This window comes from Microbacterium croceum (assembly GCF_023091245.1).
Lineage (GTDB): Bacteria > Actinomycetota > Actinomycetes > Actinomycetales > Microbacteriaceae > Microbacterium > Microbacterium croceum.
This window is the reverse complement of the sequence record NZ_JAHWXN010000001.1, coordinates 798412-813710: the sequence shown is the minus strand read 5'-3', so window position 1 is coordinate 813710 and position 15299 is coordinate 798412. Positions and strand designations below refer to the sequence as shown.

13 protein-coding genes are annotated in these 15299 nt (G+C 70.2%); 5 read left to right on the top strand and 8 right to left on the bottom strand.

The genetic code is table 11. The features are described from left to right. Positions 1 to 24: 24 nt before the first annotated feature. Positions 25 to 1680, bottom strand: a complete 1656-nt coding sequence (locus tag KZC51_RS03820; protein ID WP_247628687.1) for a hypothetical protein — start codon at positions 1678 to 1680, stop codon at positions 25 to 27. 255 nt (positions 1681 to 1935) lie between these two features. Here KZC51_RS03820 and KZC51_RS03815 point away from each other — a divergent pair, with 255 nt between their 5' ends. After that, positions 1936 to 2988, top strand: a complete 1053-nt coding sequence (locus tag KZC51_RS03815; protein WP_247628686.1) for a substrate-binding domain-containing protein — start codon at positions 1936 to 1938, stop codon at positions 2986 to 2988. A gap of 84 nt (positions 2989 to 3072) precedes the next feature. Then, complete coding sequence (locus KZC51_RS03810; RefSeq protein WP_247628685.1) at positions 3073 to 4479, top strand: mannitol dehydrogenase family protein; 1407 nt, start codon at positions 3073 to 3075, stop codon at positions 4477 to 4479. A gap of 70 nt (positions 4480 to 4549) precedes the next feature. Here the strand turns inward: KZC51_RS03810 and KZC51_RS03805 are convergent, their stop codons facing one another. The 7 genes from KZC51_RS03805 to KZC51_RS03775 form a co-directional block, all read right to left on the bottom strand. Then, on the bottom strand, positions 4550 to 5455 hold the full coding sequence (locus KZC51_RS03805; RefSeq protein ID WP_247628684.1) for a carbohydrate ABC transporter permease: 906 nt from the start codon (positions 5453 to 5455) through the stop codon (positions 4550 to 4552). Beyond that, entirely contained in the window at positions 5452 to 6432 is a 981-nt protein-coding gene (locus KZC51_RS03800; RefSeq protein WP_247628683.1) for a carbohydrate ABC transporter permease, read from the bottom strand. The genes KZC51_RS03805 and KZC51_RS03800 overlap by 4 nt, the downstream gene beginning before the upstream one ends. After that, on the bottom strand, positions 6432 to 7712 hold the full coding sequence (locus KZC51_RS03795; RefSeq protein WP_247628682.1) for an extracellular solute-binding protein: 1281 nt from the start codon (positions 7710 to 7712) through the stop codon (positions 6432 to 6434). Before KZC51_RS03795 ends, KZC51_RS03800 begins: the two co-directional genes overlap by 1 nt. Before the next feature lie 235 nt (positions 7713 to 7947). Then, complete coding sequence (locus tag KZC51_RS03790; protein WP_247628681.1) at positions 7948 to 8811, bottom strand: Gfo/Idh/MocA family protein; 864 nt, start codon at positions 8809 to 8811, stop codon at positions 7948 to 7950. A 15-nt stretch (positions 8812 to 8826) separates the two neighbouring features. After that, positions 8827 to 9858 carry a Gfo/Idh/MocA family protein gene (locus KZC51_RS03785; RefSeq protein ID WP_247628680.1) on the bottom strand — a complete coding sequence of 344 codons (1032 nt, stop codon included), beginning with the start codon at positions 9856 to 9858 and terminating at the stop codon, positions 8827 to 8829. Positions 9859 to 9869: 11 nt separating this feature from the next. Beyond that, positions 9870 to 10898, bottom strand: coding sequence for a Gfo/Idh/MocA family protein (locus tag KZC51_RS03780; RefSeq protein ID WP_247628679.1), 1029 nt, complete (start codon positions 10896 to 10898; stop codon positions 9870 to 9872). 33 nt (positions 10899 to 10931) lie between these two features. Next, positions 10932 to 11948, bottom strand: a complete 1017-nt coding sequence (locus KZC51_RS03775; protein ID WP_247628678.1) for a LacI family DNA-binding transcriptional regulator — start codon at positions 11946 to 11948, stop codon at positions 10932 to 10934. Positions 11949 to 12086: 138 nt separating this feature from the next. Here KZC51_RS03775 and KZC51_RS03770 point away from each other — a divergent pair, with 138 nt between their 5' ends. From KZC51_RS03770 to manD, 3 genes are read left to right on the top strand one after another with little or no spacing between them, the layout of a single operon-like run. Further along, entirely contained in the window at positions 12087 to 12869 is a 783-nt protein-coding gene (locus tag KZC51_RS03770) for a 6-phosphogluconolactonase (protein ID WP_247628677.1), read from the top strand. Beyond that, positions 12866 to 14050 (top strand): N-acetylglucosamine-6-phosphate deacetylase, encoded by a 1185-nt coding sequence (locus tag KZC51_RS03765; protein WP_247628676.1) that lies wholly within the window; start codon positions 12866 to 12868, stop codon positions 14048 to 14050. The genes KZC51_RS03770 and KZC51_RS03765 overlap by 4 nt, the downstream gene beginning before the upstream one ends. Next, the gene (manD, locus tag KZC51_RS03760) at positions 14047 to 15285 is read left to right on the top strand and encodes a D-mannonate dehydratase ManD (protein WP_247628675.1); all 1239 of its coding nucleotides are present in this window, start codon (positions 14047 to 14049) and stop codon (positions 15283 to 15285) included. The genes KZC51_RS03765 and manD overlap by 4 nt, the downstream gene beginning before the upstream one ends. Positions 15286 to 15299: the final 14 nt, after the last annotated feature.

Genomic DNA, 15299 nt, shown 5'->3' with positions numbered 1-15299 from the left:
GAGAGGCCGCCCGCCGTTCGGGGCTCACGGCATCGCCGGACCTCCCGGCCCTGATCCCGGCACCGGGTAGTACACCGGCGGCGCGTCGTCCCACGCCGACGGCAGCATGAGCAGGTCGTCGTAGTGGTGCATGGCGATGCCGCCGAACGAGGCGTCATCCTGGAACGCGGCATACGTCTTGTCGAGCTCACCCTCGAGGTACGTGCGCCCCTCCTCCCAGAACGTCACCGTCTCGGGGTCACCCGTTCCGGAGAGGTCCTTGGTCTCGATGCCGACCACCACCGAGTTCGGCTTGCCGATCTGGTTCGCGTAGTCGATCTCGTGCTGCGCCTGGGCGATAATGCCGGCACTGCCGTCGGCCGTATCGCGGTAGTCCATGATCGCGATGTAGTCGGTCATGTCCTGGATGTGGTCGCTGAGCGCCTTGGTCTGGCCGTTCCAGGTAATCGAGGTGCAGCACGCCGATGAGTCCAGCCAGCGCGGGATCGCAGGCCCGACCAGCACGGGGAGCCCGGAGGCGTCGCGGCGCTCGATGAGGGTGTCGAGGATCTCCAGCCACCGGTTCGGGAGCCCACCGTTGTCGGGCAGCTTCCAGTCGCTGAGGATGTACGGCTCGATATCGACGTTGATGCCGTCGAACCGCGCGCCCTCCGGGACGGCGAGGTTGTAGTCGAGGACCTTCTCGAACTCGTCGACCGCGAAATGCTCGAACTGCTCCAGCGCCCCGAGGTACGGCGGTCGCGTCCCCCCGGCGACCGTGGCCTGCACGTGGTAGCCGCGGGCCCGGGCCCACTCGACGAAGGCCGCGACCTCGGCCCGCGAATCGCGCAGCATGTCGGTGGTGCCGTACTTGTCGACGCCGAGATAGATCGTGCGGACGGGGTCGGATCCGAAGGTCGTGGTGTCATCCATCACCGCGCCGAGCCGGTCGCGGGCGTCTTCGTCGAACACGGCCTCGTAGGACGCGCGCTCCCAGATCCACATCGCCCGGTCCTGGTCGTAGACCACGGGAGTCGCGGCCGTGGCGCCACCGAGAGCGACGTACGTCGTCGACGAGTCCGAAGTGTGTCCCGACACGTCGGTCGCGCGAGCCTCGATGCTCGCGAACCGCGCGCCGGTGACCGGGAAGGATGCCGCGTACGCGCTCCCCTGCGCGGTCGCCGCCTGCCAGGCACCGCCGTTCACCCGCACCTGGACGGCCGAGAGCGCGCGGTCGGATGCCACATCGACGACGACGTCGAGGGACGACCCGGCATACGCCCCCTCAGTCGGCGAGACGACCGTGACGACCGGGCGCGATGCCGCGGGGTTGTCGACCTCGACGGCGAGGAACTCCGACCAGGTCGTGTAGAGCGTGGTGAGGTCGCGGGCACGCACCGCGAGGTCGAGCCGACCGTCACGGTCGGCGATGTCGAGATCGATGCTCCAGGTGCCGGCCGTGCCGGTCACCGGGATCGGGATCACCTCTTGGGCACCCACGACGAGCACGAGCTCGGAGGCGTTCGCGAACGTCCCCTCGACCGTGAGTGTGGAGCCGCTGACGGTGCTGCCGTCGGTGGGAGTGGTGATCGCGAGCTCGGTCGTGACGGCCTGCGCCGAGGATGCGCCGCCCGCGGCGACCACCCCTCCGGCGAGAAGGCTCGCGGCGACCAGCGCCGACAGCCAGCGTGTGCGTCTCATCGGTGTCTCCTTCCGCTCCGCCGGGCGCGGAGTCGTCGTGTCTGCCACCGTGGCGCGCGGGCATCCGCCGGTCAACGACGTCACGGCACAGGGGAAGGAATCGAGGAAGGAATCGGGGCGGTCCCGGCCTCCGGATCCCTTGTCTCGCCGACCCCGACCCTTGCCCGAGCCGCCGAGAATGAATACGGTTGCACACAGCAGAGCACGCGGACAGGGGGCGACATGGGAGCGTTTCCGAACAGCCAGCCACTGTTCGTGAGTCTTGCGCAGCACCTCCGCGACCGCATCGCCGTCGGCGAGTGGTCACGCGGCGAGCGCCTGCCCCCGGAGGCCGCTCTGGCGGCGACGCACGCGGTCGGGGTCAACACCGTCCGGCGGGCCATGAGTCTGCTCGTCGCCGACGGAGTCGTGGTCCGTCGGCAGGGATCCGGCACCTACGTCTCGACGCCTCCGGCAGCAAGAACGCCGCTCATCGGTGTGATCGTCCCTTCGCTCAGCTACTACTTCCCGACCGTCCTGAAGGGGATCGAGGAGGTGGCCCAGACCTCGGGCGCGATCCTGCGGATCACATCGAGCGACTACGACGACGCCCTCGAGATCCGCGGCATCCGCGAGCACCTGGCCGCCGGATGCGATGGCCTGCTCATCACCCCCACCCTGCACCTGACCGACCCTTCCGCGCGGCTCGACCTGCTCCGATCCCTGCCGATCCCGGCAGTGCTCGTGGAGCGGATGCCGCAGGATTCCCCTCCGGACGACGGGCTCTCGGCGGTCTGCACCGATGTCGTCGCCGGCGGGTACGCGGCGGTACGGCATCTCGCCAGACGGGGACGACGGCGCATCGGATTCCTCGGCCGCCGTGACACCGCAACGGCCGACGCCGCACTGCGCGGCTATCGTCGCGCGATCGACGACCTCGCCCTCGCCGATCTCCCGCACGCAGTGGCGCGCCGCGACGCATGGGACGATGCGGCCCTCGCGGACTACGCGCGCCGAGCGCACGCGGCCGGGCTCGACGGCATCGTCTGCCTCGGCGACCGCGAGGCGACGGCGCTGCTCCCCCATCTGAGAGGAGTCGGGTTCTCCCTGCCCAGCGACCTCGCGCTCGTCGCGTTCGACGACGAGGAGGCCGCGGATGCCCCGCTCCCGCTCACGGCCGTCTCGCCTCCGAAGCGCGAGGTCGGCCGCCTTGCCGCGGCCACCCTGCTGCGACAGCTGGGGCGGACCGGCGACCGGGCTCCGGTGCGGATGCTGCTGCAACCCTCCGTACGCGCACGAGCATCCTCCGCGCCGGCACCGACCTCGTGATGCAATCGCTTGCATCACGACTCCCCGCATCATAGGTTGAGAGCGTGCCCGGTTCCGGGCTCATCCGGCCTACCGAGGAGTTCCGTGGCCCACAGCCCGCGCCGCCGCGCCGCTCGAGCGCCCGTGCGCATCATCCATCTCGGCCTCGGCGCCTTCCATCGCGCGCACCAGGCCTGGTATACGTCGCGGGTCGACGCACACCGGGAATGGGGCATCGCGGCGTTCACGGGCCGCTCGCCCACTGCCGCCACGATCCTCGAACGCCAGGACGCCGTCTACACGCTGCTCACGCGCGGACCGGACGGCGATCGCCTCGACACCGTCGAGAGCATCGTGGCCGCCCACGACGGCGACGACACCGACGCCCTGTGCGACTACGCCATCCGCCCCGAGGTGACCGTGGTGACACTGACGGTCACCGAGAAGGGCTATCGACGCGGCAGAGACGGGCGCCTCGACACGGCCGACCCCGACATTGCCGCCGACATCCGTGTGCTGGTCGATGCGGTCGCCGGCCACCCAGAGACGCCGCACACCATCACCCCCGGCGCCCTGCGCACCATGCCCGGCCGCGTGCTCTGGGCGCTCGACGCCCGTCGGCGCGCACGGCCCGACAGCACCATCACGCTGATCCCCTGCGACAACCTCGATGACAACGGCGGCGCACTCCGCGCCGTACTCGGCGATCTCGCCTCGCTGACCTCTCCCGCGCTCGGGGCGTGGATCGCTGCCCACGTCGACATCCTCAGCACCTCGGTTGATCGCATCACGCCACGCACCACCGCGGCCGATGTCGATATGGTCGCCGCGCACGAGGGCGTGCGCGACGAGACTCTCGTGGTGACCGAGCCGTTCCACAGCTGGATCCTCAGCGGACGCAGCCGTGCCGACCGTCCGCGGTGGGAGGATGCCGGGGCCGTCTTCGTCTCCGACATCGCCCCTTTCGAACAGCGCAAGCTCTGGATGCTCAACGGCGCCCACTCCCTCCTCGCCTGTGCGGGCATCGCGCGCGGACACGCGACGGTCGCGGAGGCCATCGCCGATCCGACCTGCGCCGCACTCACGCACGATCTCTGGGACCTCGCCGAGGGTCGCCTCGAACCCGCTGCCCGCCAGGCCGGAATCGACCTCGACCTCCCCGGCTACCGCGCGGCCCTTCTCGACCGATTCGCGAACCCGGCGATCGTCCACCGGCTGAGCCAGATCGCCGCGGACAGCAGCCTCAAGCTGCGCGCCCGCATCATCGATCCGGTCCGTCGAGCGCGGTCCGACGGCGAGACCGGGGAGGCGGGCATCGCGGCCGTCGCCGCCTGGACGCGGTTCGTGATCTCCGAAGTGCAGGCGGGGCATCCGCTCGACGACGCCGCCGCGCCCGAGCTCGATGCGCGGGCCGTGCAACCGGATCCGCACCGAGCCCTGCTCGAGCTGCTCGCCCCCGATCTCGCCGCGGATCCCTCCGTCCGCAGGATGCTCGCCCGTCACGCCGGCTGAGGCCTGGCACCGGGAGACGGAGGGAGAGCGCCGCCCCGAGGGGCCGGCGCTCTCCCTGCCTCGGCGCGGCTCAGCCCTTCACCGCACCCGCCATCATTCCGGCGCCCAGGCGGCCCTGCACGATCAGGAACAGGATGACGACGGGCACCGAGATCAACGTGGCGCCCGCCATGATCCCCGCCCAGTCGGTGGCCGACAGCTCACTGCTGAACGTCTGCAACCAGAGCGGCAGTGTGGCGTTGCCCGGCTTCGTCATCACCACGAGCGCCAGGGTGTACTCGTTCCACGCCTGCAGGAACGCGAAGACCGATGCCGTCACGATGCCCGGCCCGAGCAGCGGCAGCGTGACGCGCAGGAACGCACCGAACCGGCTGCATCCGTCGACCATGGCCGCTTCTTCGAGTTCGGCAGGGATGCCGTGGATGAACCCGCGCAGCAGCCAGACGGTGAATGGGACGACCGTGCCGATGTAGAGCAGCGACAGACCGCCGACCGTGTTCAGCAGGTGCCAGCCGTCGAGCATCCGGAACTGCGAGATGAACAGCGCCTCGGTGGGGATCATCTGCACGACCAGCACGAGCAGGATGATGAGCCCGCCGCCTCTGAACCGGAAGCGGCTCACGGCGATGGCCGCGAAGAACCCGAACAGCACCGCGACGACGACCACGATCACCGTCACCCCCGCGCTCATGCCGAGCGCCGACCAGAAGCCGCCGTCGGCGAGGATCCCGGCGAAGCTGTCGAAGCTGAGCGGGAACGGGAAGAATCGCGGCGTGCGTGAGAACAGGTCCTCGTTCTCCGACAGCGCCGTGTTGACCATCCAGTAGATGGGGAACACCAGGAGGAAGGCCGCAGCCACTGCGACACCGTTCCAGGCGCGCCGTCGGGTGTCGTTGCGACTGCCGATCGTCCGCCGCGAGCGCGGGGGCACGACGGCCGGGAGGTCGGTGGTCCTGGTCATGGTCGGGGCGCTCATTCCGAGACCTCCTTCTGCTGGGCGAACATCTTCGCGATGTACTTCCAGGTGAGCAGCAGGGTGAGGATCAGCACGATCGTCGCGAGTGCCGACGCGTCGCCGTACTCGCCCTGCCCGATGCCGATCCGATAGATGTAGGTGCCGAGGAGGTTGGTCTCCTCGATCGAGACACCGGCCTGCTGGAGCACGTAGATCTGCGTGAACACGCGCAGATCCCACACGATCTGCAGGAGGCCGACGATCATGACCGCGGGGGTGATGAGGGGCATCGTGACGTGGCGGAAACGCGTCAACGGTCCCGCCCCGTCGAGTTCCGCCGCCTCGAGAACCTCGGCGGGGACCTGCGTCAGCGCGGAGTAGATCATGAAGACGATCAGCGGCAGACTGCCCCAGATCACGGTGATCGCGGCGATCGTGAAGACGCCCATCGGGGTGGAGGTCCACGGGAATCCCGCCATGTCCGGAAAGCCGATCCGCGCGAGGATCCAGTTCACCAGTCCGTAGCGGGCGTCGAAGAGCCACTGCCAGATGACCATGGTCACCAGGGCGGGAGTCGCCCACACGAGCAGCAGCGTCACCTGCAGCGCGATGCGCGCCCAGCTGCTCACCTTGGTCAGCAGCAGCGCGATCAGCATCCCGATGACCATCGACAGCGATGCGCACACGGCGCAGAAGAGCACGGAACGGAAGAACACCACCCACATGTTCGGGTCGGTGAGGATCTTGCCGTAGTTGGCGAGTCCGACCCATTCGGGTTCGGCGCCGAACTGCTGCGCGAGTCCGAACTTCTGCAGCGACATGAGGAACTGCTGCAGCAGGGGCCAGCCCAGCGCGATCAGCACCGCCGCCAGCAGCGGCGCGATCAGCAGGTACGGGAGCAGCGCTCCCCGCACGCGACGCGAGCGCGTGCGGGGAGCGTTCTGCTGCGGGGCTGCCTCGGGGGCGACCTCGACATCGAGCACGGGAGTGGTCATCATCAGTCGGCGTTGAGGGTCTCTTCGATCTTCGCGCCGATGCGCGTGACCACGTCGTCGATGTCCTCACCCTTCGCGACCGCCGAGTAGAGGTCGACCGGGATGTTGTTGCCCTCCACGATCGCCCAGTTCGGGGCCGCCGGGGTCAGCTCGCTCGTCTGGGCGATCTGCTGCTGGAGCTCCGGGGCGACGATGCCGTCGGGGATCGCGGAGGCGAAGGTGGTGTTCCCCGGCACCCATCCGGAGTCCTCGGCGAGCTGGGTCATGAACTCCTCGCTGAGGATCAGCTTCATGGCCTTCTTGGCCAGCGCCTGCTGCGACGAGTTCGCCGCGATGCCGACGTTGGACCCGCCGAGGAATTGGTGGCTCTCGCCTCCGGCCTCGACCGGCGGAAGCGCCATCACTCCGGTGACGTCCGCGAGCTCGGGGGAGATGCTGTCCTGCGCGAACACGCGGTAGGAGAACATCGCGACCTCGCCGTTGTTGTACGGCACCCAGGGGTTGCCGGCGGTCTCCTTGGCGTCGAGGGCCCCGAGGGCGGAGTTCTGCCAGATGGTCTGCATCTGCTCGAGCGCGGCCTTGGCCTCGGGGGTGTCGAGCCCGCTGACCCAGGCGCCGTCCTTCTCGTGGGCGTAGTTCGCGCCGTGCGAGAACAGCCAGCCCTCGAGCCCGTGCACGTCGACGACCGGGAAGTAGATGCCCTTGAAGCCGTCGACGCCGTCGGGGTTCGCCTTCTGCACCGTGGCGGCGGCGGCGACGAGGTCATCGAGCGTCTCCGGCGCGGGGATGCCGGCCTTCTCGAGGAGGTCGGTGCGGTAGAAGACGACGCTGGTGCCGGCGTAGAGCGGATACGCGTAGGTCTTGCCGTCGAGCGTCGCCTGCTCGACGAAGCTCGGGATCAGGTCGTCTCCGTCGACCTCGTCGTAGAGGTCGGAGATGTCGGCGAGCGCGCCCACGTTGGCGAAGGTCGCGGTCTTGGTGTTGCCGATCTCGACGATGTCGGGCGTCTCGGACTTGCTCGCCAGCGAGGTCTGGAGCCGGGAGACGATGTCGTCCCAGGGCTGCATCTCCACTGTCAGCGTGGAGCCGGGGTTCTGAGCGGCGAACTCCTCTTCGAGCCACGCGACCGCATCTTCGGAGACGGAGTCCTGCATGAGCCACACGCGGAGGTCTCCGCTCTCGGCGTCGCCTCCTCCGCCGTTGCCGGTACCTGAGCTGCATCCGGTGACGGCCAGCACAGCGGCCAGTGAAGCGGCCGCCGCGATCAAGGTGCGTCTTGCCATTCTCGTTCCTCCATGGTCTTCCTCGACGGGGCCTCGAGAGGCGCCCGATGAACGGGTGTTTCACCGATTCACACGGTAACGTGCAAACGGTTGCATTACAATAGCTTCTTCGTTGAAGAGGGTGTAACGGTTGTGTTTCTCTTTGATTACCGGGGATTAATCGACACTTGCTCGGGGGCGCGATGCGGCGACTCCGTCACGCGAGAGCGGATCTTCTGCACTGCGTTGCAGCGCGTCAGGCAGTGAGGGCAGCACCCGCCAGCGACACGCGCTCCAGCACTGCGATCGGAGCGAGCAGCTGCGAGGCGGGGATCGGGGCCGCACCGGTGGCGAGCATGCGGGCGAAGGCGTCCACCCCCGGCTGCACGTAGTCGGCACCGAGGACGATGTCGCGGCTGATCACGCCGTGGCCGCCGACCGCTGTCGCACGGAACGGCACCTGGCCGTCGCCGTCGGGGCGGATGAACTCGAGCGTCACGAGCACGCCGCCTGCCCGGTAGCGTGCGACGACTCCTCCCGGCAGACGCTGCACGTCGATGTCTTCGGGAGCACCGGGCACGAGGCGCTGCGCCACGTCGGCGATGTGGATGCCGTAGAAGAAGATGCCGCTGTATGCACTGTCGGCATCCGCCGGCCCGGTCACGGTGACCGCCTGCAGGTCGCCGATCGAGGCCAGGCCCGCAGCGATCGCATCGGTGTCGTCCACCCAGCGCAGCGCCGAGGAGGAGGTGAGCACCGTGCCGCCGCGTTCGGCCGCCGCGACGATCTCCTCCGCATCGGCGACGCTCGCCGCGAGCGGCTTGTCGACCCACACCGGCGTGCCCGCCTCCAGGAACGGCACGGCGTGGGCGCGGTGAAGCGCACCGTCGCGCGAGGTCACGATGAGCGCGTCGATGCTGCCGAGCAGGTCGGCCGACTCATCGACGATCCGCTCGATGCCGCCGAGCTCGGCCAGCTCGCGCGTGCGGGCGTCGTCGCCGGCCACGAGCGCCACCACGCGGACCGGGACGTCGGCCGGCCGCTCCACGTTGAGGTACCGGATGATCTCCTCGGCGTGACTGTTCTCGATGCCGACGATCGCGACGTTCTTCGCTTGCATGTCTTTCATCCTCTTTCACTCGTGGAGGTCGACGGGGCGACCCGTGCGCGCGGACTCGTACACGGCGAGGACGACCTGCAGCGCGCGGCGTCCGTCATCCGTGGTGATCGCGGGGCGTCGTCCCGCGCGGATCGCCTGGATCACATCGAGGTACTGCCGGCGATGCGCCATGTCGACATCGCTCCACCCCTCGGGCACGTCGTGCTCGACGAGAGCGTCGGCGTCGGGCTGCGGAGCCGTCGCCGAGGCGAAGAAGGCGAGCCCGTCGTTCTCCATCACGGCGGTCCCCTCGGAGCCATGCACCGCGAGTCGCACCGGGAGCCCCGGATAGGCGGCAGTGCTGGCGAGCAGCAGCCCGATGGCCCCACTCTCGAACTCGATCGTGGCCCCGGCGACATCCTCCACCTCGATGCCCTCGTGAGCGAGGCGACCGGTCTTCGCGGTCACCGACACGGGGGTGCCGAGCATCCACAGCAGCAGATCCAGCGCATGGATGCCCTGGTTCATGAGCGCGCCGCCGCCGTCGATGGCCGCGGTGCCGCGCCAATCGCCGGAGTCGTAGTACTCCTGCGGCCGGAAGAAGGCCGACTCGACGACACCGGACGTGACCCGTCCGAGCGCTCCCTCCTCGATCGAGCGGTGCAGGAACGAGGCCACGGGCTGGAACCGACGCTGGCTGATCACGGAGACCGTGCGGCCCGAGGAGCGCTCGGCGGCGCGCACGCGGTCGGCGGACTCCAGGGTGACGTCGATCGGCTTCTCGACGATCACGTCCACCCCGGCATCGAGGGCGTCGATCACCGCGTCGGCGTGGAAGGCGCTGGGCAGGCACACCGCGGCGAGGTCGATGCTCTCGGCGCGGTATGCCTCGACGGCGGAGGCATGGAAGTTAACGCCGTGCTCGTCGGCGAGCGCCCGCCCTCGCGCCTCGTCGACGTCGACGATCGCAGCCAGCGTGCCCGCGTCGCCGAGAGCGGCGACCAGCCGCGCGTGCACGGCGCCGATCACCCCCGCACCGACGATCGCGATGCGCAGCGGTTCGGTCATGATGTCTCCTGTCATGGGGTGGGGACCGTCGGGACGACGTCGTCGGCGGAGCGGGTCCAGGTGAGCACCGCGCCGCCCTGGTCGGCCGATTCCTGGGCGAGAAGAGCGAGGCGGGTCGCCGCGAGCGAGACCGCGGTGCTGACGGCGGGTGCGCGTCCAGCGGCGAAGGCGTCGAGCGCTTCCTCGGCGGGACGCTGCCCCGCCGGCAGGTCGAGCAGGCGCACGGGTCGGTCCTGCGTCGTCACCTCCACGCGACCGCGCGCCCAGAAGACCTCCGCGGTGCCGCGGGTGCCGACCAGCCGCAGGCGATAGTCGCCGTGCACGTCGGAGGCCTGCGGTGTGAGCCAGCTCACCTCGGCGGAGATCACCGTGGTCGGCGTCGTGAGCGTGGCGGCCCCATAGCAGGCGAATCCCGCCGCACCGTCGAGCGGTGCCGAGACGGCGCCGCGGATCACCCCCTCGTCGGCGGGCGCGAACAGGAGCGCCGCGTCGAGGTCGTGCACCGCGAGATCGGACAGGATGCCACCATACTGCGCACGGTCGAAGAACCAGTCGGGGCGCTGCGCGCGGTTGAGCTTGTGCGGTCCGGACGTGGTGATGCCGACGATGTCGCCGAGCTCGCCCGCCTCGACCACCGCGAGCGCGGCGAGCGTCTCGGGGTAGCCGCGTTTCTCGAGCAGCAGGTTCACGGTGCGCCCCGAGGAGGCGGCCTCTGCCTCGATCTGCGCGAGTTCGACCAGCGAGGTACACAGGGGTTTGTCGGCGAGCACGTGGGCTCCGGCGCGGAGGGCCGCGATCACGTCCGCTCCCCGCGTTCCATACACCCCCGCGATCACCGCGATGTCGATGCCCTCGGCCAGCAGGTCCTCGGCACGGTCGTACGCCGGGACGCCGAAGCGACCGGCGTGCTTCTCGGCGACGGCGCGGTCGGAGTCCTGCACGCCGACGAGCTCGAACCCGCCACGGTCGGCGCGCGCCAGCTCGTCGAGCACATAGTCCACGTGCGGATGGGCGGCACCGATGATCGCGATCCGAGGCATGGGCGACAGTAAATCATGCGACCGGTTGCATGGTCAACCGCCGATCGTGCGTGCAACCTCCGTCGTGGCCCGGACGACCAGGTGCGTGGCGATCGTCACGCGGGCGTCCGACCGCTCCCCGCTGGCGAGGACCCCGAGCAGCAGCTCCGCTGCGGCATCCCCCGCGGCGGCCGACGCCGCGGAGATCGTCGTGAGCGCCGGCTGTGTACCGGAGGCCAGAGTGTCGTCGCATCCGATCACGCTGATGTCGTGGGGCACGCCGATCCCGCGGAGGGCGAGTCCTGCCATCACACCCTGAGCGACGACATCATCGAAGGCGATCACCGCGGTCGCCTCCGACGCGAGGATGCCGCCGACCGCGTCGCGCCCCGCGGCCGAGCTCGGACGCCCGAGCTCCTGCACGATGACCTCGAGTCCGGCGCGCTCCGCGGCGCGGGCGAGTGCGGCCCGCCGCTGCTGATCCGACCACGACTCGCGCGGCCCCGAGAGGTACACCACGCGGGTGTGTCCCAGCCGGTGCAGATGCGCCACGGCCTCATCGAGCCCGCCGCTCGGGTCGATCAGCACCCGCGCCAGGCCGTCGATGTCGCGATTGACCAGCACCACGGGTCGTGCGGCATCGAGCTCGCGGATACGCTCCTCGTCGAGGCGCGGGGAGGCCAGGACGAAGCCCTCGACCTGGGCGCTCAGGCGCGAAGTGAGATTCGCCTCGCGGTCGGCGATCTCGTCGGAGTCGCCGAGGAACACCGCGAATCCGGCAGCGTCGGCGAGGGTCTGCACCCGCCGCACGAGTGGCGGGAAGAACGGGTTGGCGATGTCGGGGACGACGACGGCGACGTTGCCGAAACGGCCGGTCGACAGGGCCCTGGCCGCATGGTTGACCACGTAGCCCAGCTCTTCGGCTGCGGCCTTGACGCGCCGCACCGTCTCGGGGTTCAGCAGCTCGGGGCGGCTGAACGCGCGCGACACCGTGGACCGGGAGACGCCGGCCACCCGCGCGATGTCTCCGATCGTCACCGACGTCGATGCCGTCTTCCTGTTGCCTGTCACGTCACACACACTAAGCCCGTGCACGGCCGCGGCGCGCGCCGGATTCCCGGCGGATCGTCGCGCGGCCGCGACGGCGACCGGCGATGGATCCGTTGCGAGGGCTTGACTTTGCAAGCGGTTGCATTACTCTGTCGAATCATGAGCACGACGACGTTCGCCCTGCACGCCCACCCCGACCGCGCCGCCATGGGCGCTGCCGCCGCCCGATCGGCGGCACGCACGCTGCGCGAAGCCGTGGCCGCCCGAGGGGCCGCGCGGATGATCGCCGCCGCCGCCCCCAGCCAGCTCGACGTGTACCGCGCCCTCGCCGCGGAACCCGATGTCCCCTGGGACCGCATCACGATCCTGCACATGGACGAGTACCTCGCGCTCGATGCGGCCGCCCCGCAGCGCTTCGCCAACTGGCTCCGCGCGCACCTGGTCGACGCCGTGCGGCCCGCCGCGTTCCACCCGATGCGCACCGAGCTCGGAACGGAGGCTGCCACCGCGGACTACGGGGCGCTGCTCGCCGAGAGCCCGATCGACCTGGTGTGCCTCGGCATCGGCGTGAACGGACACATCGCCTTCAACGATCCGCCCGACGCCGACCTCGGCGACCCGTGCCCGGTGCGCGTGGTGCAGCTCGACCTGGCCAGCCGGGTGCAGCAGGTCGATGACGAGTGCTTCGATACCCTCGATGCCGTGCCCACCCACGCACTGACGCTCACGATCCCGGCACTGATGAGCGGCGCCCATCTGGTGTGCGCGGTCCCGGACGCGCGCAAGGCCGAGGCCGTGCGTGCCCTGGTCGAGGAGCCGATCAGCGCGCACTGGCCGTGCACCGTGCTGCGGCGGCACTCGCGCTGCGAGGTGCATGTCGATCGCGACGCCGCCTCGCTGCTGCATCCCGCCCCCGCCGAGGCCGCGCAGGCGACGCGATGACCGCGCGGACAGTGCACGGACGCAACGCTCTCGGCCCCGGAGGGCTCGTCGTCGTCATCGAACACGGTCGGATCAGCGCGCTCTCCCCCACCGCCGATGCCGGCGACGGCGCCCCGTGGATCGGCCCCGGCCTGATCGACCTGCAGGTCAACGGCCACCTCGACGGCGACGCGAACGCGGCGGCGCCGGACCCCGCGCACATCACCGCGATGGCCGGCTCACTCGCCGCCCACGGCGTCACCCGATTCCTCCCGACCGTGATCACCGCGGCTCCCGATGAGATGCTCGCGCGGATCCGGGCGATCCACGACGCGGTCCGCTCCTCGCCGGAGACCTCGCGTGCGGTCGCCGGCATCCATGTCGAGGGACCCGCCCTGTCGGAGCAGGACGGTCCGCGCGGCGTGCATCCGCTCGCTCACATCCGCCCCCCGGCCATCGCGGAACTGCAGACCTGGCTCGACGCGGCGCCAGGCCTTGTGCGCATCGTGACCCTCTCGCCGCACCACCCCGGCGCGGTCGACGCGACGCGCTTCCTCGTCGCCCACGGCGTGCGGGTCTCCATCGGACACACCCACGCATCGGATGCCGAGATCGCCGCGGTCGTCGACGCCGGCGCCACGCTGTCCACGCACCTCGGCAACGGCGCCCACGCCCTGCTTCCCCGGCATCCGAACTACCTGTGGACCCAGCTGGCGGAACGCCGACTCGCCGCTGGCGTCATCGCCGACGGACACCATCTCCCCGATGCCACGCTCGCGACCATGCTCGCCGCGAAGCGCGACCACGGCATCTTCCTGGTGAGCGATGCCGTCGCCACCCCCGCTGCGCTGCGGGACGGCGGGGAGTCGACCGTCGGCGGCGGTGTGCATCTCGCCGATGACGGCGCGCTTCGACACGTGTCCTCCGGGTTCCTCGCCGGGTCGGTGCAGACCCTCGACGTCGGCGTCGCCACCGTGGCGCGACTCACCGGCTCCCTCGCAGGAGCCCTGCGGCTCGCGACCTCCGCCCCCGCATCCGTCCTCGACGACGCGCCCCACTGGACCACCGGAGCACGGGCCGACGTGCTGCTCTTCGACTGGGCCCCCGGCGACCGCGCGATCATCCCCCGAGAGGTGCTCGTCGCCGGCGAGACCGCGCACGAGACCACCGACGCCCGCACCGCCGCAGGAGGCCCCCGATGACCATCGACAGGGCAGAGGTGATCGTCACCAGCCCCGACCGCAACTTCGTCACCCTCAAGATCACGACCGCCGACGGCGTGACCGGTCTGGGCGACGCCACCCTGAACGGCCGCGAGCTCGCCGTCGTCGCGTATCTGAGCGAGCACGTCGTGCCGTTGCTCATCGGGGCCGACGAGTCGCGCATCGAGGACACCTGGCAGTTCCTGTACCGCAGCGCGTACTGGCGGCGGGGCCCCGTGACCATGGCGGCGATCGCGGCGGTCGACATGGCGCTGTGGGACATCAAGGGAAAGGTCGCCGGGCTCCCCGTCTACCAGCTGCTCGGCGGGGCGAGCCGAAACGGGCTGCTGGCATACGGCCATGCCTCCGGCAAGGAGCTGCCCGAGCTGTTCGACTCGATCCGCGCTCACCAGGAGCAGGGGTACCGGGCGATCCGCGTGCAGACCGGAGTGCCCACGCTGAAGGCCATCTACGGCATCGCCTCGCAGTCCGCCGATACCGGGGGCGGCGAGGCCCGCTACGACCACGAACCCGCGCGCCGCGGCGCGAAGCCGGTCGAGGAGGACTGGGACACCCGCGCCTACCTGAACCACCTCCCCGGCGTGTTCGAGGCTGTGCGACATGAGTTCGGCCCCGACATCCCGCTGCTGCACGACGGTCACCACCGGATGACGCCGATCCAGGCCGCGCGGCTGGGCAAGGACCTCGAGCCCTACGACCTGTTCTGGTTGGAGGACTGCACCCCGGCCGAGAACCAGGAGGCACTGCGCCTGGTTCGTCAGCACACCACGACGCCGCTCGCGATCGGCGAGATCTTCAACACGGTGTGGGACTTCAAGGACATCATCCGCGACCAGCTCATCGACTACGTCCGTGGTGCCGTCACGCATATGGGCGGCATCACGGCGCTGAAGAAGACCCTCGACTACGCCGCCCTGTACCAGATCAAGTCGGGCATGCACGGACCGACCGACATCTCCCCGGTCGGTATGGCCGCGGCGATGCACCTGGGGCTGTCGATCCACAACTTCGGCATCCAGGAGTACATGCCGCACGGATCCCGCACCGACCAGGTGTTCCGTCAGTCCTTCACCTGGGCCGACGGCTTCCTACACCCCGGGGACGCACCCGGGCTCGGTGTCGAACTCGACGTCGACGAGGCCGGGAAGTACCCGTACGAGCAGGCCTATCTTCCCTACAACCGCCTGCTCGACGGAACAGTGCACGACTGGTGACCGTGCGGGCCGTC